Raw genomic sequence first — 23,179 nt, 5'->3', positions numbered from 1 at the left:
GAGATCGCGCTTCGACATGCCCGCCCGCGTGGCGATATCGGTGGTCGTCGCCCGGGCGAAGCCCTTTTCGATGAAGACAGTCATGGCGGCGGTCAGCAGCAGCGCCCGCCGGTCATCATCCGCAAGTGTTTTCGGTCGGCCACGGACGGCCGGCGGCTTCGGTGTTGCTGACATGATCGGGAGGGCTCCACTTTGCGGAACCATTTTAGTTTCGTATTTATTGATGACAAGCTCTCCTTCACAGGAAGGCTGGAGCAATGAATATGCAGTGAAACTGGTCGATCTCATAAATGGGCAAGGCCGCACCTGAAGCTTAACCGCCAGGTTACGGTCGTAGATATGGCTCGGGTAATCTGAACAGCTAGGATAAGTGGAATTTCTGCCTGACTTCGGCTTAGATGCCGTTAACAGGAGATACCATGACGAGACGACCACGCCGGAACCATAGCCCGGCTTTCAAGGCCAAGGTGGCGCTTGCCGCTATCCGAGGTGAGCAGACGCTGGTGGAATTGTCCCAGCAGTTCGACGTGCACACCAACCAGATCAAACAGTGGAAAGACCAGCTCCTTGAGGAAGCTCTGGCCCGTTATGGCAAACCAGACATCTTCAATACGGACCAGGTATCGCAGTTTACCTCTGTCGACTTCACGGCGGTGCTGAAGAAGGCGGAAATCGCCATCTCGATGGATGGCAAGGGTTCGTGGCGGGACAATGTCTTCGTCGAGCAGCTCTGGCGTTCGATCAAATACGAGGAAGTCTACCTCCACGCTTACAAGACCGTGTCCGAGGCCCGCGCTGGCATCGGCCTCTATCTGACATTTTATAACACCCGAGGCCCACATTCATCCCTTGGCCGGCAGACGCCGGATCAGGCCTACTTCAACGCGCTGACGCCGAAGATGGTGGCGGCATAATCGAGGCGGAAATCCACTTAGAAAAACGCCCGAAACTGTTCAGACAAACCGAGCCACCTCTGTCAGGAGAACCGGAACCCGGGGACTATCAGAGCCATAATGGCGGCCACAAAGTGGACCACAGTCGGGACCGCCATAGGCTGTCATGGGCATATCCAATTTCCTATTTCGCTAAGTTGACGGTGCATCGGAAACTGTTGCGGTGGCGGCGCGCTGCCGCCACCGCTATGAAAAACAAGTTTTCAGGCGGACTGAAACAACGAAACGTCGCAATTTTCTAGCAACTCGCGTCGATGAGGATCGCTCTGACGGCTCGCCTTGCCTCGTTTCATCACTCGAGCAAGTAACGAAAGTCTCTTTTGGGTAACTTCGTCATGCAAGAGCTGAACAAAGATCTCATTCTCCAGAGCCACCCTTTCATCCACGCTGTTTTTCTGGTGAAGGAGCCATCGTGTCTTTCTCAACGATTGACGTGGAAGCTTCGCCAATCGGGTAGCAATAAGACGTGCTTCTTGCTCAAGATCGCCGTGGTCAACTATCTCAGAGACGATTCCGGCGGACTTGGCATCTTTGGCTGAAAGCGCCTTCCCCAGAGCAAAAATGCTGAATGCGTTTCTGAGCCCGGTCAACTCTGGCAATATCTGGCTTGAAGCAGATTCTGGTACCAACCCCCATTCTACGAAAGGAGATCGGAATTCACTCGCAGGCGATGCTAGCACAACGTCAAAATGAAGAAGCATTGTCATGCCAATTCCGATGGCAGGCCCGTTTACTGCCGCGACCAAAGGTATTTGCGAGTTGATCAATGCGTCAAAATACACCCTCGACGATCGGTTTAGTTCGTCCAGGTCAGCCGGGTTTAAGAAGGAGCGTATGTCGCTTCCATCACAGAATGAGCGCCCACTGCTGGTAAATAACACACAGGCGATTTCTGGGCTTCGATTTGCCTCCTCAAGGATATTCGAGAGCTCTTGAAATGTGGCTGTTTGAAATCCCGGTTCCGTTGTCGTCCATTGAAAAGCAACGACCAAAAAACCATCCGCTTTCTCGATTGTTAATGGCATAGATCTTCCCCCTCATGTTCATTGCAGACGGGGATATCCTGAAGAGTATCATATGCACGATAAACATGCATTGCTGTTTCGGCTTGTCCCAGCCTCACTGAGATCTGCAAGGCAAAGTCTAGAAGGTCTGCCAGATATCTCTGGTCAATTTTCCGGACGGCTAATTCGTTGCCGGTATGTCCTTTCAAATCAGAGCGCTGCTTCATGGAAACCTCCAGTCTCAGCGAGAGAACCAAGAAATTGCACGACTGGCTCGTCAATACCGCGATAGCGTCGAACGGATTTTAGGGTTGCCTCATCAAAGTTAACCAGGCTTGCGACGATTTTTTGATTTCCAATTTGCGTTTCGAGCCCAAGGGGCTGCACGAAGAAGCCAAGTTGCAGTGCCCGTAAAACCCAAATTGTTTCAAATTCGATGATCACTTTTCGAATGCCTGAAGCCAATCCCCATTCGATAAAGCCGACCATCAATTCGCTCCCTACCGAGCCGACTTCCCTTCGGCTCTGCCGATGCGAACGATCAACGCAGTAGCGCGTCAATTCGTAGATATCGGGCCCTCTCGGAAAATCGACCATGCAGAGCTGCGGGAAGATATCAGCCAGAAGATGCGGTTTATCCGTCGGAAGCATCCGTTGATAGCCGACAACACGGCCATCACGAACTGATAGGTGATGTATAGCATCGTCTGTGTCGAATTGATCCATTTCAATATTTTTACTTTCGACAGCGATATCCCACCGTAGTTCGTCTATGAACACTTTGTGACGCAGTTCAAATGCTTGATCCATTAAACTTTTATAGTTGTTCGTGTCTTTCCCAGATATGATGTACATCATGTCGTAATCCCCCATTTGGATGTCTGGACGGACACATAATTGAGGGACCATATGCTAAATATAAATGTGCGATCGCAGGAATTGAATCTAATAGAGAAATGAGATATAAAGAAAGAAATATAAGTTAATACTTACAAAATGAATTTTCAGAATATTTATATTGATTTTGTGGCAATTTTTCATGAGCGGGCTGTATCTGATTGCGCGCGGTTGGGCGAAAGGGGCAGGGTTATGTAATGTAGCCTAATCTAAACGCATTTGCGATCGCTTGAGGGCGTGTAACAGCGCCCAGTTTTCGGTGCACGCTTGCAAGATGGCGATCAGCTGTGTGTTCCGATATGTTCAAGATCATTCCAATTTCCCATTCTGTTTTGCCTGCGGCGACCCATTTGAGACATTCCAGCTCTCGTGGTGATAGCGCTACCCTTTGGCGCTCGTTTCGAATGTTATTCAATGTCATGGCTTTCGTGACAGAGTAAGTACTCGCTAGCGCTACCATTCCACGTTCAGAAGGAGACAGCTCCGCGTGCTCGCCGGCAAGCGAAACGGCTGCTACAAAATCTGTCGTCCAAAGTGGTACCGCGAAGCCTTCATTTAAGCGGAATTCGGTCGCTTCATCCATGACACGTCGGCCGACCGGTCCGACGGGAGAAAAGTCAGAGTTGTGTATCTCTGACCAGAGAAACGGCGTAGAGCTTCGCTTGATCCTTGCAATAACTGGGTCGACCTCCATGTAGCGTTTGTTGATATAGCGTTCCAGCCAGCCAGGATCGAAGCCTGAAAGAAGAAATCTACCTTTCAGATTTTCTCTTGTCTCTCGTCCTCCAGGCATAGTTCCGGCAATCAAACAGGTAAGGCCGAATTTTGAAGTAAAAGCAGTCAGTGCAAACATAAGACTGTCGGATGTCTGGCATCTGTCAATTTGAGCTATGACCTCAAGCGTTTTATCAAAATCGCTCACGATCGCCCCTCCCCCCCCAAAGAAACGTAATCTGCACCCTAATTATTATTAATTTTCTGTAATGTTGCTGTCCGACCGCAAGTTGTAAATAGCCTAATTTAGCAATGGCTGCCAACAATCGTGAAATTTATTCAATTTTGTCGTTTTGTAACAGAAATGTGAATGGTCGAAGACGCTAAACTTGTCGCCAAGATTTCGAGGCTCCGCATTGAGGAGCCGAGTCAAGTTCGTGGTATTGTCGCTTGAACCGGATTTCGGCGAGCCAGACATTCGACATCAACCCAATCAGCATCGGTTTCCGCCACAGATCCTTACGCGTGCGGTCTGGCATTACCAGCGGTGCAATCTGAGCCGGCATTAAGTCGAGGAAATGCCACTTATGAGTGGTATGTTGGCGCGGCTTCCTTTTCGAGGAAATTTTGCAAAACTTCTGCGACAAAGGGGATCAGACGCCCGCTGGCGGCGTTGATGAAGTGCTATTGCTTTGTTCACAAAATTCGTTCTAAGAACAGCGCCTGACCATTCCTAGGACGGGAGTGAGCCATTCAGAGCCAACTATCGCCAGAAGCGTCACAACGATTCGTCTAGATGCACTCAGCTACCCGCAATCGCATTTCAGTTCCTTCGCGCTGCGGCTCAACGCAAACAATTCACCCGATCGCTTCGAAGCGTTCGGTGTCTAGAAAATTGCGTCTGGCATTGCTAGAGAATTCCAACATCGCCGTACGAGTCACGCTGCTTGGACGCCCGCCGCTTGCACCTCACCTGAACTCTGAGATCGAAACCATTACCGTCTCGACCAGTTTTAGCGTGCGGCTGATTTATGAGAAAGTAGGCTATAGTTGCGGCCGCGGCAGTGCTTACGATGTCGTCAAACACCTTCGACCCTCAAACGCGCCGCCAGTATGAGTTATTTACTCGTACGTTCACCTATGACCACTGCGATGGCAGACGCCGGGAAAGGCTATCGATGATAGCGGCGTCCGCATTAGCAAAGGCGGCACGGATATAGGCTTCCTGCCCGGCGCCGAAACAGCTGCCGGGCAGAACCAGGACACCGTAGTCGCCAGCAAGGCGGCGAGCGACATCCATGGCATGTTCATCGCCAAAGGGATGCCTGAGATAGGCAAAATAGGCGCCGATTGAGACGATCTTCCAGTGTCCTTTGGCGGCGATCACCCGTTCGAAGGCCACACGCCGCCGGTCGATTTCATCGCGGTTGCCGTCGCGCCAGGATTTCAGCGCGTCAATGGCGCCAACCAGCGCATGCTGGACCGGGCGCGGTGCACAGATCTGCAGATTATCCATGACCTTGGCGATTTCGGTCATGATCCGTCCGCCAGCGGCAATGGCACCGACGCGATGACCGGGAATGCAATAGGCCTTGGAGAAACTGTAGATGTGGACGAAATTGTCGCGCCAGTCCTGATGGGCGAAGAGACCGTGCGGCGGGCCGCTGCCGGCCGGCAGAAAATCGCGGTAGGTCTCATCGATAACCAGCACGATTCCTGCCTTGACGCAGTGTACGAATAGAGCATCGATAAGGGTTGACGGATAGATGCCACCGCTCGGATTGTTGGGCGTCACGATGAAAATCGCACGGGTCTTCTCATGCGTTGCAGCCTCGATCGCCGCCATGTCGGGGAGAAAGCCGGCTTCAGGATCACCATCAACGACGCGGACAGTGATGCCAAGCATGCGCAGGGTCATGTCGTGGTTGAAATAATGCGGGCCGATCAGGATGACTTCATCGCCGGGCTGCGCCAGCGCAAGCGCCATGACGAAGAAGGCCTGATTGCCGCCAGCAGTGATCTGCAAATCGGCCGCGGCAACATCACCGCCATAAACGCTATTGATATCAGCGGCCAGCGCATCGCGCAGCACGCGTTCCCCCTGAATATCGCCGTAGCCCGCAAGGGCTGCGTCGCCCGCCGTTCTAGCAAGGGCGACCAGCAGATCGCCATGCGGTGCATAGCCGGGCACGGCCTGGCAGAGATCGAGAACCGGACCGTGGCGGCCATCATAGGCTGTAAGCGCCTGACGCACCGCCGGGATCGGCGGCGCATCCATGGTTTCAACGAATGGGTTCAGCTGCGGTTTCGGCGGCATGGGATTTTCCGGGAACAAGAAGAAAGGCCTTTCGGACTTATCCCTTCTTGTCCCTCAGGAAAAGGGGCTGGGTCATCACGCGGTCAATCTGAACCGCCCAATGTTCTAGCCGTTACATTCGTTAACCGGAGCTGCCTTGACGATAGGAAAGCAGGACGCCCATTTCTCTGTCCGCGCCGGCCAGGGCGTCAGCGTTTCGGGGTCCTCTTCCAGTTGCAGCACGCCAAGTGCCTGCAGATCCTTCACCCGGCCATCGAGATATTCCTTGATGACCGTGATCTTGCCATCGGCAACATGGGCGACCCAGACATCGTTGACCACCTGACGGTTGCCGCGCTGAAAGGTGCGGAACTGCAGTTCGGCGGCGATCCGCCCCGTCTCGGTGTCGACGAAAAACGCATCAGCCGGAAGGTAGATGGAGGTGTCCTTGGCTGCATCGCAGAAAGCGGCAAGGTCTGCCAGCATCTTGTCCTTGCCGGTATAGCTCGTGGTTGGATAGGAGAAAGCCACGTCATCGGCGACGGCATTGTCCATGAGCGCCTTGTCGCAGGATGCCCAGGACGAAGCAAGATCGAGGATGAGACCCTCCATCGCGGCGCGTTCGGGATCCGTTGAAACTGTGCCGGCGAAGGTCACGCCCGGGCGGATCTCGTCGGCACTGGCATTGCCGGCATAAAGGCCAGCGGCAACGCTGACCACGCCAAGCATGCGGCGGAAAATGACGTTCATGCTGTTGTCCCCTCGTTTGTTCGTTAAGCGAACATTTGATCGAATAAAGAAATTCAACCTGATTTTTGTCAGCTTGACAAGTCTTTCCGTCGATCGCGCCGCTGCAATGCAGCATCGGCAATATTCGCCATCAGGCAGGCGGTGGTCAGCGGACCGACCCCATCCGGAACATGGGTGACGATGGCCGCCTTACCGCTGACCCCAGCAAGATCAACATCGCCGACAAGCCCCTCGGGGCCGCGATTGATCGAGACATCAATCAAGATTGCGCCATCGGCGATGTCCTTTGCGCCGATCAGCTTCGGCCGGCCGGCAGCCGTGACGATGATCTCGGCCGTACGGGTGTGGGCGGCAAGATCGCGAGTTGCGACATGTGTCAGAGTAACGGTTGCCTCGCGTTCAAGCAGCATCTGTGCGGCCGGCCGGCCGACGACCCGCGAGGCGCCGACCAGGACCACATGGCGGCCGAAAAGCGGCCCGGCCAGATGTTCGGCGATGGCGGTCACTGCCGTGGCCGTTGCCGGAAAGCGACCGCGATAGCCCAGCGCCAGCCGACCGGCATTATCAGGATGCAGCCCGTCAACGTCGCGATCAGCACCGATCAATGCGGCAACGGTCTCAGACGAAAGGCCGACAGGCAGCGGATAGAGCGGTATGATCGCATCAAGTGTCGGATCCTCTGAAAGGGCGCTAACCTGGCGGCAGCAGGCTTCCGGTGTGCTGCCCCATTGTTGAAACAAAAGCGTGATGCCGGTGTCCTCGGCAAAGGCTGACAGCCTTTTGCCATAAGCCTGCATGCCGGCATCACGGGCATCTAGCAGGATCGCTGCCCGGGGCGCGATCCGGTTTCCGGAAAGGCTGTCCCGGGTTGCGGCGATGCGGTCGGCAGCCAGCGTTCCGGCGCGAAAGATCGCCGTCATCAGAAGGTCGATCCGATATTGTCGGCACAACGCTTCAGGTGGCCGACGATGGTCATGCGCGCCAACGGGTCATACTGGCCGGGCTCGTGGATGATCGAAACCGAGCCGACCACGCCTGCTGTGCCGCTCAGCACCGGTACAGCGAGCGAACAGACCCGGTCGACATATTCCCCCTCGGTCCAAGAATAGCCGACGTCGCGGACTGCATCGAGGATCCCGCGCAGGCGGTCATTATCGGTTTCGGTGCGTTGCGTATAGGTCGCGTGATCGCAGGCCGCGAGTGCGGCATCACGCTCCTCGTCCGACAGGAATGCGAGAATGGCGCGACCAATTGCCGTGGGCAGAAGCGGCGCCCGGCTGCCAACTGAAATCCGGTTGAGCGTAAATTTCGACGGTACCACCGAATGGGCGACATAGACGGCCTCATTACCATCGCGCATCGCAAAGGACACCGCTTCGCCAATCGCTTCAGTAGCATTGCGCAGGATTGGCTGAACAATCTGGGCTATGCCGCGTCCCTCGATAAAGCCCTGACTGAGCGTGAGAATATGTGGGGTAAGCTCGTAGCGGCCGCGATCGGCGCTCAAATAGCCCAGCTGCTCCAGCGTGCGCACCAGCCGGCGGGCCACGGCCCGGTTCAGCTTCACCTTTTCGGCGATCTCGGAGATCGTGATGGCGCGGTCACGGCCGTCAAAGGCGCGGATCACAGCCAGCCCCTTGGCAAAGGTCAGCGACACTTCCTTGTCGTTTTCATCGAGTTGCATGTCGTGTCCCCTGTTTTCGGATCTCGCGGGAGAAAATGCGGTCTACCCGGCGAAGCCACTTGACCAGTGTCAGAACTGGATTACTATTTTACGAACATTTGATCGATAAGCGAACACATATGTCATTTTTTATCTGGTCTCAACTCAAAACCACAGATTTTTCCGCGATTAACCCGGAAAGGGCGATTGCGCTTCTGCCGGTCGGGGCAACCGAGCAGCATGGTCCGCATCTGCCGCTCAACACTGACAGTCTGCTGGCCGAGGCGATGGCCGGCGGCGCTGCCGCCAAGGTCCGCAATGCCGATGTCTACATCCTGCCAACCGTCACCTACGCCAAATCGGATGAGCATCTTTCCTTCCCCGGAACGCTGACGCTGGATGCTTCCACACTGGAGGCCACGATCGTCCAGATCGGCCGCAGCGTGGCACGGGCCGGTTTTTCGAAGCTCGTCTTTCTCAATGCCCATGGCGGCAATGTGCCTGTGCTGCAAATCGCCGCGCGACGGCTGCGCAATGAGGAAAAGCTGTTCTGTGTCGCCGCCGGCTGGATGGGGATGGGTTTTCCCGATGGCCTTGTCAGCGCCGAAGAACGCACCAGTGGCATTCACGGTGGCTTCGTCGAAACCGCTGCCATGCTGCATTTCCGTCCCGACCTCGTCGCCTTGGACAAGGCCCGCAATTTTCGGCCAGCATCGGCAGATGTCGCCGAAGCCTATGAGGTTTTGAGGCTTGTCGGCCCGGTGGGTGCTGGCTGGATCGCCGAGGATCTGACAGACGATGGCGTCGCCGGCGATGCTGCGGGCGCAACCGCTGAGGCAGGTCGCGCGCTTGCGGAGCATGCGACTGAGCGTTTCGCCCGTCTGCTGGACGAGACCGCCGCCTATCATCCGCCGTTTCTGCTGCAGGGTGATCGCTGATGGCGCCGCCGCTTCTGTTCCGCAATATCGCTGTTGTGACGGCCCTGACACAGGGGTTTGCCCTGCGCCACGATGAGGCTGAAGGGCTTTCCCGCAGCGACATTGCTTTTGTTGACGGGCGATTTTGCGATCCGCGCGACGTGTCTGACGCTTGCAGCGTTGATGCGGGTGAAATGTTGCTGATGCCGGGCTTCGTTGACTGCCATGTCCATCTCGACAAGGCCTATACGGCACGGCGCACCGGCGTATCGCGGGCAGGGCTCGATGAAGCCGTCCGTCTGGCGATGGCTGATTTCGGCAATCGCAGTGAGGAAGATCTCGATCAGCGGATGGACCGGGCGCTCGCCCGTGCCTTCGCCAATGGCACGATGGCGCTCAGAACCCATCTCGATACGCCGGATCTGCCGTCCCGGAGTGCGGCCTGGAAGGTTTTCGAGACAAAGCGCCGGGCCTGGGCGGACCGGCTTGTCATCCAGCCTGTCGCCTTGATGGCGCTTTCGCGGCTTGATGACGGCGCTGATTTTGACCGGCGCGCCGGCGAGATCGCCGAGCGAAACGGCATTCTCGGTGCGTTCGTCAGTGCCGGCAGCGCCACCTCTGAACGACTCGACCGGCTGTTTGCCGTCGCTGAGCGGCATCGTCTGGATATCGATCTGCATGTGGACGAAACACTGGATGCCGAAGCCGAGGGGCTTTCACTGCTCGCCGATGCGCGTCTCAGAAGCGATTTTTCCGGCCGTGTCACTGCCGGCCACTGCTGCGCGCTTGCACACAAGGATCAAGAAGTGCTCGCCGACACGATCCGCCGTGTCGCCAGCGCTAGGATCGATATTGTCAGCCTGCCGATGACCAACGGTTACCTTCAGGATGCAAGCCTTGAGTGCACACCGCGCCTGCGCGGCATTGCACCGGTAAAAGAGCTTGCAAAAGCAGGCATTCGTATCGCTTTCGCATCCGATAATGTGCAGGACGCCTTCTTTCCGTTCGGCGATTTCGACATGCTGCAGGTGCTGCGGCAGGCCGTCCTTCTCGGGCAGCTCGACTGCATGGCCGGAGACTGGCTCTCTTCCGTCTTCAGCCAGCCCGCTGCCATCATGGGGCTGAACCAGGCGGGCCGCATCGCGCCCAATGCACCGGCGGACGCCGTCATTTTCGAGGCAGGCAGCCTCATTGATCTCTTTTCGAAACCGTGCCTTGCCCGTCGCGTTTTTCGGGCGGGCAGCGAAATTGCCGCGACAACCATTTCCGATCCGACTCAGTTTTCCAAAGAAAGGCTGAAACGCGCATGACAGCCGATATTGCTGCGGCCAAGGCCGCCCTTTCCCATCTCGATAGCGATGATCACCCGCAGACGGTGCGACAGAAGAGCCGTGATTTCTACTGGTACAGCCCAATCCTGAAGCCGATGCTGGATGATGTGGTCGCCGACTTCGTCGTCGCACCGCGCTCGGAAGCCGAGGTGATCGAAGTGCTCGCCACATGTTACCGCTTTGATGTTCCGGTGACGGTGCGCGGTGGCGGAACCGGCAATTACGGTCAAGCGATGCCGCTCGCCGGCGGCTGCGTCCTGCATATGCGCCACATGGACCGCGTGACAGCGATCACCGATGATCATCTGATCTGCGAGACCGGTGCCATCATCGCCGATATCGAGCGTCAGGCGCGGGTCAGAGATCGCGAGATCCGGCTTTTCCCCTCGACGACGGCAACGGCGACGATCGGCGGGTTCATCGCCGGCGGCTCCAGCGGCGTCGGCGCAATCCGATGGGGCGGGCTGCGCACGCCCGGCAATATTCGCCGGGTCCGGCTGGTCACCATGGAGGAAACGCCGCGCATTGTTGAGTTGCAAGGCGAGGACATCTTCAAGGCCGCCCATGCCTACGGCGTTAACGGTGTGATGACCGAGATTGAAATTCCCGTTGATCCGGCCGGTGACTGGGTCGACATGCTGATCGGCACGGAGGATTTTGCCGCAGCGACACGGCTGGCCTTCGAAATCGGCAATGCCGGGCACATCGCGAAGCGGATGCTCTCCACCTTCGAACCAGATATCCCGGCGCGCTATTTCACCCGCCATGCGCCTTTCCTCAAAGAGGGCGAGGCGCTGGTGGCAGTCATGGCGGCGCGGGGCGATCTCAATGCGCTGGCGAAGCTTGCCGCTGACCATGGTGCAAGCGTGCGTTTTCGTGCGGATCGTGACGGCGCGGGCAAAAGGCTGCCGCCAGCCTATGAAATTGCCTGGAACCATACGACGCTTAGGGCGCTGAAGATCGATCCGGACACGACCACCTATCTGCAGATGATGCTGCCCCCAGACAACCTTTACGCCGCGATCGACCGCGTGAAGGCGGCCTTTGGCGACGAACTGCTGCTGCATAGCGAATTCACCCGCTTTTCCGGCCGGGTTTCAGCGGTATTTCTTCCGTTGGTGCGCTATCGCGACAATGCCCGTCTCGAGGAACTCATGCTCACGCTCGAGCGCGATTTCGGCGTCACAGTCTTCAATCCGCATCGCCTCACCCTCGAGGAAGGCGGGATGAAACGGACCGATCTCGGCCAGCTCGCCTTCAAGCGTGAAACCGATCCCAAGGGGTTGATGAATCCCGGCAAGATGATTGCCTGGACCAATCCGGACTGGCGTGCAGAACCCGGCAAGGCCTTTCTCTTCACCCATTGATTACGCGCCGGACGACAAGCCGGCCAGAACCGATATTTCGAGATATTCATGAGAGTTCACGTTATCTACGCCCATCCGCTTCATGACAGTCTGGCGGCCAAACTGCACGAAACCGTGGTCGAAAGCCTGATTGCTGCCGGCCATCAGGTCGATGATCTCGACCTCTATGCGGAAAAGTTTGATCCGGTTCTGTCGGCCGAAGACCGGCGCGGTTACCATGATATCCCGGAAAACCGCTCTCGCATCGATCCCTATGTCGCACGGCTCCAGGCTGCCGATGCGTTGGTTCTGTGCCATCCCGTCTGGAATTTCGGCTGGCCAGCCATCCTCAAGGGCTATTTCGACCGGGTGTTTCTACCCGATGTCTCCTTCAAGCTCACCGATGGCAAGCTTGGGCCGGGGCTGACCAATATCCGCAAGCTTGCGACCGTCACCACCTATGGCTCGAAACGCTGGCGGGCCGCCTTTCTCGGCGACGCACCGCGCAAGAATGCGACCCGATTCCTCCGTGTCGTCTGTGCGCCGGGTGTGAAGGTGGAATATCATGCGCTTTACGACATGAATAATGTCGGTGAACACAAAACGGCCGCTTATATCGAGAAGATCCGCCAGGCCATGCTTCGCTTCTGACCGGGGACTGCAATCAGAAAGACGCACCATGACCACCATGACTGCTAAAGACACTGCGAGCGACAACTTTTTCCCGCAATCGGCAGGCCAGCCGGCGATCGCCTTTGAGCATGTCTCGATGCGCTTTCCTGATGGCACGCTTGCACTTCAGGATGTCAATCTGAAGGTCATGCCCGGCGAGTTCATTTCGCTGATTGGCCCGTCGGGCTGCGGCAAGTCCACGCTTTTGAAGATTGCCAGCGGCCTCGTGACCCATACCGAGGGGGCGGTGCTGGTGGATCGCGAAAATCTTGGCTACACCTTTCAGGATGCAACGCTGATGCCCTGGCGCCGGGTGCGGGAGAATGTCGAGCTGCTGATGGAGCTGCGCGATTATTCGCCGGCCGAGCGTGCACGTATCGCCCGTGAGAAGATCGATCTTGTCGGCCTTTCCGGTTTTGAGGATCACTATCCTGCACGGCTTTCCGGCGGCATGAAGATGCGGGTTTCGCTGGCGCGCTCGCTGGCGCTCGATCCGAATGTCTTCATGTTCGATGAACCGTTCGGCGCGCTGGATGAAATCACCCGCGAGCGGCTGAATGATGAGGTTCTGACCCTTTACGGGCGTGAAAAACTCACCGGCATCTTTGTCACCCATTCGATTGCCGAAGCTGTCTACATGTCTGGCAAGGTCGTGCTGATGTCGCCGCGACCGGGCCGGATTGTCGATGTGTTCGATGTGCCCTTTGTCTATCCGCGCCGTCCGGAACTGCGTTACGATCCCGCATTTTCGGCGCTTTGCGGTACGCTCTCGGCGGCCTTGCGACAGACGATCGAGGACAATCGCGATGACTGACACCAAGGTGGCGAAGATCACCCGCTATGCGGCAAGGCCACTGCCGGGGCCGCCCTCAATCGCCAGGCGCATGACGCGCGAATTGCTGCCGCCGGTGCTGATGGGCATTGTCATCATCATCGCCTATCACGCTTTGCGCTCCACACTCCCCGAACATCGCCTGTTCCTGATGCCGGATTCGCACGGCATGTGGGACCAGGTGCTGACGAAGCCTGATTTCCTGACCGAGCTCTTCACCCGTTCGCTGACGACGATCTCAATCGCACTTGCGGGGCTTTTGATCTCGATCCCGCTCGGCATCGTGCTTGCCATCGTCATGTTCCGCTTCTATGTGATGGAAAAGGCGGTATTTCCCTATCTCGTGGCGCTGCAATCCATCCCTGTCATGGCGATCATTCCGCTGATCCAGAGCGCCATCGGGTTCGGATTTTTCCCGAAAGTGCTGATTGTTGCGCTCTTCACCTTCTTCGCTATTCCGACAACGCTGCTGCTGGGGCTGAAAAGCGTGGACCGCAACATTATCAACCTGTTCAAGCTGCAAAATGCCAGCTGGTGGGTGATGCTGAAAAAGGCCGGACTGCCCTCCTCCGCGCCGACATTGTTTGCGGGGCTGCGCATTTCCGGCTCGCTGGCCGTGATCGCCGCCATCGTCTCGGAGCTGTTTTTCCTGTCAGGGCGCGGTGGGCTGGGACAGCTCTTGATGAATGCCAAGATCGACTTCAAATACGAACAGATGTATGCGGCACTGATCATGTCGTCAGCCTTGTCGATCGCGGTCTATCTTATGTTCAACTGGCTCGGGAACCGGCTGTTCTCGAACTGGCACGAATCCGGCGGTAAACCGCAATAGCGGGCCGGCAACTGAGACCCATAAGGGGAGAAAGGGGAAATTGATGAAGATGTTTCACAAGGCCGCTCTGACTGGCGCGCTGACACTGGCAACGCTTTCCGCTGGCCCTGCCGGTGCAGGTGAATTTGCCGAAAGCCACTACACCACACCGCTGGCCGATGTCTGCCCCAATCCGCTGATCCTGCAGAAGGACTGGCTGGCCGAGGCCGAGCAGGGCATGATCTATCAACTGATCGGCTCCGGCGGGACGATGGAAAGCGGTAAATATACTGGCCCGCTTGGTTCCACCGGAATTGATCTGGAAATTCTCGAAGGCGGCGGCGGCATCGGCCTGGGTGACGGTGAGACCGCCTATTCGGCACTCTATATGGGCAATTCCCGTGCCGGCGTCGTGCCCGATATCGCCTATCAGGAACTCGACAATTCCTTCATCTTCTCCAAGCGTTTCCCGGTCGTCGGCGTATTCGCGCCGCTTGATATCGCGCCGACTGCGCTTTTGTGGGACAAGACGACCTATCCGGATGGTTTCAAGTCCATCGACGATCTCAAGGCCTTTGCCGCATCCGGGAACGGCAAGATTTACGTCTCAACGATCAAACGGACCTTTGGCCGCAATCTCGTTGACGCAGGTGTCCCGGAGGATGCCTTCATCGAAGGCTATCGCGGTGATCTGGAAAACTTCGTCACGCATAACGGTTCTTGGCTCAATCAGGGCTTCGTCACCAATGAAGTCTACAAGCTGGAAAACGGCCAGAACTGGGCCAAGCCGATCGACTATCTGCTGATCAACGATCTCGGCTATCGCAACTATACCGGCATGCTTTCGGTCGCAAAGGGCCGGCTCGACGAGCTGAGCCCCTGCCTTGCCAAGCTGGTGCCGCTGTTCCAGCAGGCTGCCGTCGACTATGCCAGCGATCCGGCCGAGGTCAACGAAGTGATCTATCAGTTCAACGAGGGCGGCAATGCCGTCGGCTGGTGGAAGACGGACAAGGCGCTGCTTGCCTACGCGTCCAAGGCAATGGTCGACAACCATCTGATCGGCAATGGCCCAGACAAGACGATCGGCGATTTCGACATGGATCGCGTCGCTGAAATGCTGGAAATCGTCCGCCCGACTCTGGATGAACGTTCCGACATGAACGTCAAGCCCGAGGATGTGGTGACCAACCGGTTCATCGATCCCGCAATCGGCATGAAATGAGCGGTTCGATAACAACGCTGCTGGATGGCGATGCCTATGCCGCACTGTTGCGGCAGGATATGGCCAAGCGTGTCGCAGTCCTTGCATCTTCGGGACGGACGCCGAAACTTGTGACCCTGCTTGTCGGAGATCATCCGGCAAGCAGGGCCTATATCGCACGGAAACATGCGGACTGTGCGGAGCTTGGCATTCTGTCGGACGATCTGAGATTGGCGTCGACGACCGATCAGCCCCGGCTGATGGCAGAAATTGAACGGCTCAACAGGGATAGCAGCGTCTCCGGCTTTCTCGTGCAGCTGCCGCTTCCGGATCATCTGGATGCCGCAGAAGCACTTGAAGCCGTCAGCCCGGCCAAGGATGTTGACGGGCTGCACCCCGTCAATCTCGGCCACCTGATGGCCGGAACGCCGGGGCTGTTACCCTGTACGCCGCATGCGATCTTGAGGCTGCTCAGCCACCACTGCATCAACGTCGCCGGAAAGCATGTCGCCATCATCGGGCGCGGTGCGCTGGTCGGCCGGCCGCTTGCCATGCTGTTGTCGTTGCGGGGTATTGACGCCACAGTCACTTTGCTGAACAGCGCGACACCGGATCTTGCCGGTTTTACCAAGGCGGCTGACATCGTCATTTCGGCGGCAGGCGTGCCGCGCCTTGTGGAGGCGGCGATGATCCGTCCCGGCACCACCGTGGTGGGAGTCGGTATCAGCTATGATGCGGATGGCACGATGATATCCGATATCGCCGACGATGTTGCTGATATTGCCGGCGCATGCACGCCGCGTCGCGGCTCTGTCGGTGCGGTGACGCGGGCAATGCTGCTGGAAAACCTGATCGCGATTGCCGAGGCCGATCAGGCCTTGTCAAAGGGATTATAGCCCGGCTTCTTGAAGAGCTTATCCTCGCTTTCGAGGATATCCGGACGATAGACTTTCTCCGGCCATTCTTCAGGCGAGAATTCCTCAATCGCGACCGAAACGGCCTTTTCAGAGCAGCCGGCGCCTTCCATCACGGCCTTTGCCAGGAGATCGGCAATTTTCTGCTTCTGTTCATCGGTGCGGCCGGCAAAAAGCTTGAGCTGGACGTGGGGCATAAAAGATCCTCTTTCGGTTTTTGGCGAGACAAGCGCTGAACGCGCATGAAGTCAACCGAAAGCAGCCTTGCTAAGAGAAAATCGTTGCCGTCAGCGGGTGACGAGGCGGAGCCCGGGAACACGCGGCACCAGGGAACGATCCTGTTTCATGACGAAGTCGAGATTGCGGCGGGCGATCTGTGCGTGTTCGCGGCCCAGCGCTTCGGCGCGCGCACCTTCGCGGCGCTCGAGTGCTTCCAGCATGTCATGATGCTGGCGCTGAGCAACGACCAGTGAGCCACGAAAGGCCATGACGTCGTCCTGCGCCTCGAGAAAGGCACTGGGCGCGGCAAAAGGCATGCGGCGGGTGCGTTCAAGCTCTCGCCGCATGGTTTGTGATCCCGGCAGCAATGCGAGCAGGCTGTGAAAGCCGGCATTTAGGGTCACATAGCGGTTATAGTCGAGATCCTCGATCTGATCGGCGAAAGTCTCGTCCATCGCCAGAACCAGCTCACGCATCTGCTCCAGAAGTTCGGGATCAACGCCACGTTCGGCAGCAAGCCGGAGCGCTGTGCCCTCAAGCACGCCGCGCAGCTCGATCGCGTCACAGACATCGGCCAGCGAAAAGCTGCGTACGGCATAGCCGCCGGCCGGCAGACGCTCCAACAGTCCCTCTTCTTCCAAACGGAAAAGAGCGGCTCTCAAGGGGGTTCGCGACACGCCGAGTTCAATCGACAGTGCTACCTCCGAAAGCCGCTCTCCGGGCGCGACTCCTCCTCCCAGAACAAGATTGCGCAGGCCGAGAAGCGCATTCAGCGCCTGTTGATCCCGCACGCTCTTTTGATCCGCGCCCATATGTCTTTCCTCCCGAGCAATGCAACCGGCCAGACTGCCGATCCCTGCTCTCGTTGATTTATCCGTCACGTGACGTGTACCGGTAAATTCTTAGCGTCGGAGAATAGATATTGTATACATGTGGCGTCAAGACCTATCAATACCATTGTCTCATAATGGGTCTGTCAGCGCGATCAATTGAAAATCGCTAAATTAATCGGATTTTTTGGCGCATCGTGTTGCTTTCGGCCATTTGGTCGTGGTGAGGCTGTATACAGAAGAGGCATGTTCAGAGGAGCGGAGCCGCCCGCCCTGAAGCTGACGGCCCCTACCGGCGCACCCGGGTTCCTGATGAAGCACTGCGATTGGGGCGAGGCGGAGGGCATGCATCTTGAGTGCTTCCCCTCCGCCTCGGTTGCATCGCCACAGGGGGGGGGCGCGGCGATGCAATTGGGGGCAGGAGGTCCCGGACCCGTTGTCCGTCTGCCGTCCTGCTATGTCCTGACAATCGCATGCGGCGGGGTATTTGATCCATCGCGCTGAAGCACATGCGGCACCTTCCTTCGGATAGCTGCCGGTCGAACGGCTTGGTCGCCTACATCTTTCGCATCGCTCTCTATCCTTTTGGATAGGAGCCATTTACAAGGCCATGAATAAAATCTGTGACCTGAAGAAACCGGGACGGACTTACCAAGACAAAGACCGTCTGTTACATGATTTCATGGTATCGTTTCTTCACCCGAACGGATTGCCCGGATCTGCTGCGGCGACCGGCAATATGGCGTTCACATTGAGGATGGCCCGATGAAGTTGCTGATTGCAGACGACCATGAGCTGGTTCGCGATACGATCTGTGCTTTTCTCGCTCAGGAGCCGGGTTTTGATATCGCCGTTGCCGCAGATTTCCCCGAGGCCGCGGCCCGGATGCAGCGCGAGGCGCCGTTTGATCTGGTTCTGCTTGATTATTCCATGCCTGGCATGAATGGTTTGGAAGGCCTGACCAAGGCAAGGACGCTGAATTTCGGCAGCCCCGTTGCCATTATTTCGGGTACCGCATCGCGTGCGGTGGCCGAGGAGGCATTGGCGTCAGGGGCCGCCGGGTTTCTTCCCAAGACATTACCGGCCAAGACCCTTGTCCATGCCATCCGGTTCATGGCAGCGGGTGAGCAATATGCGCCGGTGCAGTTTCTGACCGACAAGGAAGAGACCAAGATCCACCCGCTGGCCGAAAAACTGACCAAACGTGAGATGGAAGTGCTCCAGGGGCTGGCTGAAGGCCAGTCAAACAAGGAAATCGCCCGCGGGCTGGATCTCCAGGAGGTCACGGTCAAATTGCATGTGAAAACGCTTTGCCGCAAACTGGAAGCGAAAAACCGCACCATGGCCGCAATGATCGCCAAGGAAGCAGGTCTGTTCTGAACATCATGCCTGGCGGCGCTATCGGGAGGTGCGTCAGCTTCGTTTGGCCACGATGGTAAATTGCGGCGCTTCAGCCTCCGGCATGAGCCTGTGACGGTTCAGCATTGCCGCACCGGCGCGACGCAGGCAAAGCGTTGGCCAATAAAACAGCGTCGGCGGCGACAGGGTGAAGGCTTCCAGCGCCAGGCTAAAGCCGGTGCCAGCACCGGCTCCGCAGCGAAATGCGCGGCAGGACAGCCGGCTCAGATGGGTTGCGAGCAATGCGTCGACCCGGCGACGACGTGGCGTCCAGCCCCTTGCAAGGGCCTTTTCCGCGGCCATGTCCCAGCCTTTACGCAGCGATTCCAGTTCTCCCGGCTCATTGCAGCGTGGAATATACATATGGGCGAGGAAGCGGTCTATCCCGGATATGCGGGCGCCCCTCGCCTCCAGCCGCAGCAGCCAGTCGAGGAAGCTGCCATAGAGCAGGCTCGTGTCGAAACCGCCGGTCTCTTCGAACCAGCTGCGCCTGACGACAAGATTGGACGCTGTCAGGACGGGATTTTCGCCAAGCAGATCCAGCATGTTCAGATCCCGCCGGCGAATACGCGTGACGATGAGAAGGGTTGCAGGATCGCGTCTGAAACAGCTGACCCGGCCATAGACGGCGGCGGTGCCATCCGCCTCTGTCAGCCGCTTGAGGGACAGGGCGAGTTTGTCCGGCGACCATTTGTCACCGGCGTCGATAAAGGCCAGATACTGGCCGGAAGCCCTGGCGCTTCCATAGTTGCGGGCGTGGACGGCACTTCGTTGCGCTTCGGACAGCAATCGCACCCGCCGGTCGCGGGCGGCATATTCTGCGATGATGGCGGGGCTTGCATCCACGGAACCGCCGTCAACGACAAGGAGCTCGAAATCCCGGAACGTCTGGGCCAGAACGGTTTCCAGCGTGTTCACGAGATCACGGGATGCATTCAGACAGGGCATGATGATCGATACGGCGGGCATGGATGCCTTTCAGACCTGAAGTCGTTGTTGGCGCTACGCCCTATGTCTTATCGCACTTGAAGTCCAGCGGCAGGGACGAGCTCGGGTAGCGGCAGTCTCATCAGGTCTGACAGCCTATGCTTTGGTATAGGCGTCCGATCTGGATGCTGCGCGCCGGGCCTGAAGGGGGAAGCATCAATGTCTTGCGGCGGCGTGCCGGCCTTGCACCGCGCGGTGTCGAATGCGCCTCGGCGCTGCTCAGGCCTTTGCTGATCGTCTTCCAGTAATTGCTGTGCATCAGACGATTCTAACCGCGATCGGGAAGCGCCGCCTCAAGGGCTTGCAACGTCTCATCAGCGGCGTCGGATACGGCCAGACGCAGCGATTTTAGCTGCCGCCGGTCTTCGGTCTTGCAGGCTGTTTCAAGCGCCTGCAGCGCCAGACGCAATTTGCAGGCGCCGAAAACGGCAGCCGATCCGGCGAGCTTATGGGCAGCATCCGCCCATTGCGGCAAGCTCCCTCCATCGGCGAGCTCGTTGCCCAGTACAGCCGACAATTCGTGCCGAAAGCGGTCCAGCTGGCGCAAAAGCAAGGGCTCCGGCAAAGCCGCTACCAGTTCGCTGAAGGTCTCCTGGTCAATGAGCTCGATTGTTTCCGCTGGTGCCTTGCCGTTTTCCGGCTGGGCCTGATCATGCTTGGCGGCATGCTGCGCCAGGACTTCCGCAAGCCGCGCTGCACGAAGGGGTTTGAAAATGCAGTCCTGCATGCCGGCGGCAAGCAGCCGCCGCCGCTCCTCCGGCAAAGCATGGGCAGTCAGGCCGATAATGATGCTTTGTCGTGATGCACCATTGCCGGAGCGGATCAGTTCGGTTGCGCGCAGACCGTCCATCCGAGGCATTGATACATCCATGAAAATGAGATCGAAGTGCCTTTTGGCTGCGCATTCGACACCCTCCTGCCCATCAACGGCCTCGATGATGCGGCAACCGTGACGCTTCAGCATCTCACGTGCGACGAAGCGGTTGGTCTCGTTGTCCTCGACCAGAAGGACATTCAGTGGAAATTGCGCCCGCTCCGGTGTGACGCGGGGCGGGGTTTCGTCTTCGGGTTCGGCCTCCACTGCCGGATCGGCAAGCGGCGGCAGGTTGAGCGTGAAGCAGCTGCCCTGCCCGACGACGCTGGCAACGCTGAGCGTGCCGCCCATCAGCGTCGCGATCCGCCGCGCTATTCCAAGGCCCAGTCCTGATCCTGCCGCGCGGCGCCCGTAAGACGAATCGAGCATGACGAAGTCGTCGAAGATCCGCTGTTGATCGCCAGCCCCTATCCCAATTCCGGTATCACGTACTGAGATTTCGAGCCCGTTCTGAACGGCCCGCACGCTGAGCGTGATCGTCCCGTCTTCGGTGAATTTCAAGGCATTACCGATCAGGTTGAGCAGGATCTGACGCAGATTGTGGCGATCCTGAACGAAGCTGTCGACACCATCACCGATGTCGACGAGGATCTGATTGCCGGATTTTGCCGCTGCCGGCGCATTGATGCGCTGCAATTCAGCAAAGAGCCTTGAGACAGAGAAACGCGTCGGGCTGAGGGTTGCCGCACCGGATTCGAACCGCGTGATATCGAGAACCTCATTGATATGCCGTTGCAGAATTTCCCCCGACGTCATGGCGGTCTCAAGATAGGTTCGCTGTTTGGCTGTCAGCCGGGTTTCGCCAAGCATATCCAGCACACCCATCACGCCATTCAGCGGTGTGCGCATTTCATGGCTCATGACGGCCAGAAATTCCGATTTGGCCCGTGCCGTCGCAATCGCCTCGTCACGGGCAGCCGTCAGGGCTTGCTGTACTTTCTTGCGATCGGAGATATCACGGAGATAGACGGTGAAGATCGCACCATCACTGCCCCGGGTAAAGCCGAAGGAGAGTTCGGCGGGGAACCGCGATCCGTCGCTGCGCTGCGCTTCGATCTCGAAGCGCTCCGACACATGCGAATGCTGGCCATGTTCAGCCAGATAGTGCGTACGGCTGTCACGGTGAGCGTCGCGCTGGTCCTGCGGGACAATAAGGTCTTCAACCCTGAGGCCAAGAACAGCATGCCGGTGAAAGCCGAAGACACGCTCAGCGGCAGCATTGCAATCGAGAATGTGTCCGTCCTCGGAAGTCACCAGAATCGGATCGAGGGAAACGCCCACTGCGCTGGAATAGAGCTCATTGCTGGTGCGCAGGGCTTCCGAGCGACGGCGCGAGATCCCTGCCTGCAGCACAAGCAGAAGCAGGGCGACGATCATGGCGACGAGGACAACCGCCGCGACAATACTTGTCTCGATCAGGAGAATGGAAAAGGAGCTGCGTTCGGCATCGGCGCTTTCGGCAAACACGCGCACGCCATCCAGCATCAGGCGGCGCACATCGGGCTGGAGGGCGCTGAAACGTTCGAACAGCGCGGGCAGAGCCGCGATCAGCGTTGCATCATCGGCGTCGATGGCTGGCAGTGAGGCTGTCAGTGCCGCCTGAATGTTTTCAAGCGCGTTGACGGCATGCGGCTGATCGATCAGCGGGGTAAAGACATCGCCCTGGCGCAGCGTGGCGATGCGGCTGTAGAAAATATCGAAGCGCTGGCGCACGTCGGCCAGCGAACTCTCGGTGTGGCGAACCGCTTCCTGGTTATAGTCGTCTATCGCCCCGTCAACCGTCTGGGTCAGGACCAGAAGCTCGACCTGAACCTGGGCCAGCGCCCATTGCACGCTGTCAGCAGGAACGGCCTGCAGGCTTCTGACCTCCCGGACAAGCTGCAGGCCGAGCGACACCAGCAACAGGCTGACCGCCGTCACCATGACGGCAGCGGCGGCATAACGCAGCCGCCGATGTCTTCGCCCTGATGCCGTTTCACGCTGGTTGAACTGGGTGATCGCCAATGGTCAGTTTTCAACCTCGATCTTGGTCAGTTGCCAGATGCTCTGCGAATAGGTCACTTCGGTGCGATAAGAAGGGTTGCTGTCAAAGGGATACATCAGCCAGAGCGGCCCCTTGTCACGCACCGACATCTCCGAACCATCGATGCGCAGAGCGACGATCGGTGCTTTGGGATCAATTGCGGCAAGCGGAATTTCGACGGCGTAGTCATTGAGCGCAACGAGCCTCAGCGTCTTGCCATGTGCGCCGACAAGCTTCAGAAGGTCAGACAGGGCAACCCCGGAAAAGCTGTTCGTCCCGTCGGTCCAGATGGTACCGGTCGTGAAGGTCTGCTGCGGCAGGGCATCCAGCATCGCCCGGTCAAATTCCACAGCGCCGTCCGACGTGTTTGCGGCTGAGATAGCGCCGGAGACCGTCAGCAGGACCGGCCCTTCTGCCGGGGCAATATCGGCTGCGGAAGCAGCTGTAGCGAGCCCGCAGATAAGGATCGCGATGTGCAGCAGTCGATGATACATGGTGATAGCCTCTACGGTCTTGCTTGAATGTCAGGCCAATTATCGACAGTTGC

The 23,179-nt window shown here is 57.9% G+C and carries 20 protein-coding genes and 2 pseudogenes; 10 read left to right on the top strand and 12 right to left on the bottom strand.

Going from position 1 to position 23,179, the window contains the following annotated elements; translation table 11 throughout:
* Positions 1 to 566: 566 nt before the first annotated feature.
* Positions 567 to 914 (top strand): annotated as a pseudogene (locus HCK86_RS11150) (integrase core domain-containing protein); the annotation flags it as partial.
* Positions 915 to 1,156: 242 nt separating this feature from the next.
* Here HCK86_RS11150 and HCK86_RS11145 read toward each other — a convergent pair.
* The 7 genes from HCK86_RS11145 to HCK86_RS11115 all read right to left on the bottom strand — a co-directional run bounded on the left by HCK86_RS11145 (position 1,157) and on the right by HCK86_RS11115 (position 8,298).
* Positions 1,157 to 1,978 carry an enoyl-CoA hydratase/isomerase family protein gene (locus tag HCK86_RS11145; RefSeq protein WP_176084521.1) on the bottom strand — a complete coding sequence of 274 codons (822 nt, stop codon included), beginning with the start codon at positions 1,976 to 1,978 and terminating at the stop codon, positions 1,157 to 1,159.
* A gap of 189 nt (positions 1,979 to 2,167) precedes the next feature.
* Positions 2,168 to 2,815: an acyl-homoserine-lactone synthase gene (locus HCK86_RS11140; protein ID WP_176084520.1), complete on the bottom strand. Its 648-nt coding sequence runs from the start codon at positions 2,813 to 2,815 to the stop codon at positions 2,168 to 2,170.
* Between the two features lie 229 nt (positions 2,816 to 3,044).
* Positions 3,045 to 3,776, bottom strand: coding sequence for a LuxR family transcriptional regulator (locus HCK86_RS11135; RefSeq protein WP_176084519.1), 732 nt, complete (start codon positions 3,774 to 3,776; stop codon positions 3,045 to 3,047).
* Positions 3,777 to 4,706: 930 nt separating this feature from the next.
* On the bottom strand, positions 4,707 to 5,885 hold the full coding sequence (locus tag HCK86_RS11130; RefSeq protein WP_176084518.1) for an aminotransferase: 1,179 nt from the start codon (positions 5,883 to 5,885) through the stop codon (positions 4,707 to 4,709).
* A 105-nt stretch (positions 5,886 to 5,990) separates the two neighbouring features.
* Positions 5,991 to 6,614 carry a nuclear transport factor 2 family protein gene (locus HCK86_RS11125; RefSeq protein ID WP_210259884.1) on the bottom strand — a complete coding sequence of 208 codons (624 nt, stop codon included), beginning with the start codon at positions 6,612 to 6,614 and terminating at the stop codon, positions 5,991 to 5,993.
* A 68-nt stretch (positions 6,615 to 6,682) separates the two neighbouring features.
* A complete protein-coding gene (locus tag HCK86_RS11120) occupies positions 6,683 to 7,534 on the bottom strand; it encodes a bifunctional 5,10-methylenetetrahydrofolate dehydrogenase/5,10-methenyltetrahydrofolate cyclohydrolase (RefSeq protein WP_176084517.1) in 852 nt (283 codons plus the stop codon).
* Positions 7,534 to 8,298 carry an IclR family transcriptional regulator C-terminal domain-containing protein gene (locus HCK86_RS11115; protein ID WP_176084516.1) on the bottom strand — a complete coding sequence of 255 codons (765 nt, stop codon included), beginning with the start codon at positions 8,296 to 8,298 and terminating at the stop codon, positions 7,534 to 7,536. The genes HCK86_RS11120 and HCK86_RS11115 overlap by 1 nt, the downstream gene beginning before the upstream one ends.
* A 119-nt stretch (positions 8,299 to 8,417) precedes the next feature.
* Between HCK86_RS11115 and HCK86_RS11110 the strand changes: the two genes are divergently transcribed.
* Genes HCK86_RS11110 through HCK86_RS11075 form a run of 8 tightly spaced genes read left to right on the top strand, consistent with a single transcriptional unit; the run spans position 8,418 to position 16,283 of the window.
* The gene (locus HCK86_RS11110) at positions 8,418 to 9,215 is read left to right on the top strand and encodes a creatininase family protein (protein WP_176084515.1); all 798 of its coding nucleotides are present in this window, start codon (positions 8,418 to 8,420) and stop codon (positions 9,213 to 9,215) included.
* Positions 9,215 to 10,504 carry an amidohydrolase family protein gene (locus HCK86_RS11105; RefSeq protein WP_176084514.1) on the top strand — a complete coding sequence of 430 codons (1,290 nt, stop codon included), beginning with the start codon at positions 9,215 to 9,217 and terminating at the stop codon, positions 10,502 to 10,504. Before HCK86_RS11110 ends, HCK86_RS11105 begins: the two co-directional genes overlap by 1 nt.
* A complete protein-coding gene (locus tag HCK86_RS11100) occupies positions 10,501 to 11,892 on the top strand; it encodes an FAD-binding oxidoreductase (protein WP_176084513.1) in 1,392 nt (463 codons plus the stop codon). The genes HCK86_RS11105 and HCK86_RS11100 overlap by 4 nt, the downstream gene beginning before the upstream one ends.
* 48 nt (positions 11,893 to 11,940) lie before the next feature.
* Positions 11,941 to 12,522 (top strand): NAD(P)H-dependent oxidoreductase, encoded by a 582-nt coding sequence (locus HCK86_RS11095; RefSeq protein WP_176084512.1) that lies wholly within the window; start codon positions 11,941 to 11,943, stop codon positions 12,520 to 12,522.
* A gap of 28 nt (positions 12,523 to 12,550) precedes the next feature.
* On the top strand, positions 12,551 to 13,357 hold the full coding sequence (locus tag HCK86_RS11090) for an ABC transporter ATP-binding protein (protein ID WP_210259883.1): 807 nt from the start codon (positions 12,551 to 12,553) through the stop codon (positions 13,355 to 13,357).
* Positions 13,350 to 14,207 (top strand): ABC transporter permease subunit, encoded by an 858-nt coding sequence (locus HCK86_RS11085; protein WP_176084511.1) that lies wholly within the window; start codon positions 13,350 to 13,352, stop codon positions 14,205 to 14,207. Before HCK86_RS11090 ends, HCK86_RS11085 begins: the two co-directional genes overlap by 8 nt.
* 43 nt (positions 14,208 to 14,250) lie before the next feature.
* Complete coding sequence (locus HCK86_RS11080; protein WP_210259882.1) at positions 14,251 to 15,408, top strand: hypothetical protein; 1,158 nt, start codon at positions 14,251 to 14,253, stop codon at positions 15,406 to 15,408.
* Complete coding sequence (locus HCK86_RS11075; RefSeq protein WP_176084510.1) at positions 15,405 to 16,283, top strand: bifunctional 5,10-methylenetetrahydrofolate dehydrogenase/5,10-methenyltetrahydrofolate cyclohydrolase; 879 nt, start codon at positions 15,405 to 15,407, stop codon at positions 16,281 to 16,283. Before HCK86_RS11080 ends, HCK86_RS11075 begins: the two co-directional genes overlap by 4 nt.
* Here HCK86_RS11075 and HCK86_RS11070 read toward each other — a convergent pair.
* Both HCK86_RS11070 and HCK86_RS11065 read right to left on the bottom strand, forming a co-directional pair.
* A pseudogene (locus HCK86_RS11070) lies at positions 16,259 to 16,534 on the bottom strand (tautomerase family protein); the annotation flags it as partial. The gene HCK86_RS11075 and the pseudogene HCK86_RS11070 overlap by 25 nt on opposite strands.
* Positions 16,535 to 16,588: 54 nt before the next feature.
* Complete coding sequence (locus tag HCK86_RS11065) at positions 16,589 to 17,332, bottom strand: GntR family transcriptional regulator (RefSeq protein ID WP_176084508.1); 744 nt, start codon at positions 17,330 to 17,332, stop codon at positions 16,589 to 16,591.
* Positions 17,333 to 18,115: 783 nt separating this feature from the next.
* On the opposite strand from HCK86_RS11065, the gene HCK86_RS11060 reads away from it, so the two are divergent.
* Positions 18,116 to 18,730: a response regulator transcription factor gene (locus HCK86_RS11060; protein WP_176084507.1), complete on the top strand. Its 615-nt coding sequence runs from the start codon at positions 18,116 to 18,118 to the stop codon at positions 18,728 to 18,730.
* 33 nt (positions 18,731 to 18,763) lie between these two features.
* Here the strand turns inward: HCK86_RS11060 and HCK86_RS11055 are convergent, their stop codons facing one another.
* From HCK86_RS11055 to HCK86_RS11045, 3 genes are all read right to left on the bottom strand, one after another.
* Entirely contained in the window at positions 18,764 to 19,717 is a 954-nt protein-coding gene (locus tag HCK86_RS11055) for a glycosyltransferase (RefSeq protein ID WP_176084506.1), read from the bottom strand.
* A 286-nt stretch (positions 19,718 to 20,003) separates the two neighbouring features.
* The gene (locus HCK86_RS11050; protein WP_176084505.1) at positions 20,004 to 22,613 is read right to left on the bottom strand and encodes an ATP-binding protein; all 2,610 of its coding nucleotides are present in this window, start codon (positions 22,611 to 22,613) and stop codon (positions 20,004 to 20,006) included.
* A gap of 3 nt (positions 22,614 to 22,616) precedes the next feature.
* Positions 22,617 to 23,126: an oxidoreductase gene (locus HCK86_RS11045; protein ID WP_176084504.1), complete on the bottom strand. Its 510-nt coding sequence runs from the start codon at positions 23,124 to 23,126 to the stop codon at positions 22,617 to 22,619.
* Between the last annotated feature and the right edge of the window lie 53 nt (positions 23,127 to 23,179).

The organism is Martelella sp. HB161492 (genome assembly GCF_013184775.1).
Taxonomy (GTDB): Bacteria; Pseudomonadota; Alphaproteobacteria; order Rhizobiales; family Rhizobiaceae; genus Martelella.
Note: the sequence above shows the minus strand (reverse complement) of the source record. Positions and strands in the feature narration are given on the sequence as shown.

Bases quoted from the DNA above. Each gene is read 5' to 3' on its own strand.
- HCK86_RS11080 (WP_210259882.1), top strand. From the start codon at position 14,251: ATGAAGATGTTTCACAAGGCCGCTCTGACTGGCGCGCTGACACTGGCA.
- HCK86_RS11055 (WP_176084506.1), bottom strand. From the start codon at position 19,717: ATGCCCGCCGTATCGATCATCATGCCCTGTCTGAATGCATCCCGTGAT.
- HCK86_RS11110 (WP_176084515.1), top strand. From the start codon at position 8,418: ATGTCATTTTTTATCTGGTCTCAACTCAAAACCACAGATTTTTCCGCG.
- HCK86_RS11140 (WP_176084520.1), bottom strand. From the start codon at position 2,815: ATGATGTACATCATATCTGGGAAAGACACGAACAACTATAAAAGTTTA.
- HCK86_RS11120 (WP_176084517.1), bottom strand. From the start codon at position 7,534: ATGACGGCGATCTTTCGCGCCGGAACGCTGGCTGCCGACCGCATCGCC.
- HCK86_RS11060 (WP_176084507.1), top strand. From the start codon at position 18,116: ATGAAGTTGCTGATTGCAGACGACCATGAGCTGGTTCGCGATACGATC.
- HCK86_RS11065 (WP_176084508.1), bottom strand. From the start codon at position 17,332: ATGGGCGCGGATCAAAAGAGCGTGCGGGATCAACAGGCGCTGAATGCG.
- HCK86_RS11115 (WP_176084516.1), bottom strand. From the start codon at position 8,298: ATGCAACTCGATGAAAACGACAAGGAAGTGTCGCTGACCTTTGCCAAG.
- HCK86_RS11085 (WP_176084511.1), top strand. From the start codon at position 13,350: ATGACTGACACCAAGGTGGCGAAGATCACCCGCTATGCGGCAAGGCCA.
- HCK86_RS11105 (WP_176084514.1), top strand. From the start codon at position 9,215: ATGGCGCCGCCGCTTCTGTTCCGCAATATCGCTGTTGTGACGGCCCTG.
- HCK86_RS11075 (WP_176084510.1), top strand. From the start codon at position 15,405: ATGAGCGGTTCGATAACAACGCTGCTGGATGGCGATGCCTATGCCGCA.
- HCK86_RS11125 (WP_210259884.1), bottom strand. From the start codon at position 6,614: ATGAACGTCATTTTCCGCCGCATGCTTGGCGTGGTCAGCGTTGCCGCT.
- HCK86_RS11145 (WP_176084521.1), bottom strand. From the start codon at position 1,978: ATGCCATTAACAATCGAGAAAGCGGATGGTTTTTTGGTCGTTGCTTTT.
- HCK86_RS11095 (WP_176084512.1), top strand. From the start codon at position 11,941: ATGAGAGTTCACGTTATCTACGCCCATCCGCTTCATGACAGTCTGGCG.
- HCK86_RS11090 (WP_210259883.1), top strand. From the start codon at position 12,551: ATGACCACCATGACTGCTAAAGACACTGCGAGCGACAACTTTTTCCCG.
- HCK86_RS11100 (WP_176084513.1), top strand. From the start codon at position 10,501: ATGACAGCCGATATTGCTGCGGCCAAGGCCGCCCTTTCCCATCTCGAT.
- HCK86_RS11045 (WP_176084504.1), bottom strand. From the start codon at position 23,126: ATGTATCATCGACTGCTGCACATCGCGATCCTTATCTGCGGGCTCGCT.
- HCK86_RS11130 (WP_176084518.1), bottom strand. From the start codon at position 5,885: ATGCCGCCGAAACCGCAGCTGAACCCATTCGTTGAAACCATGGATGCG.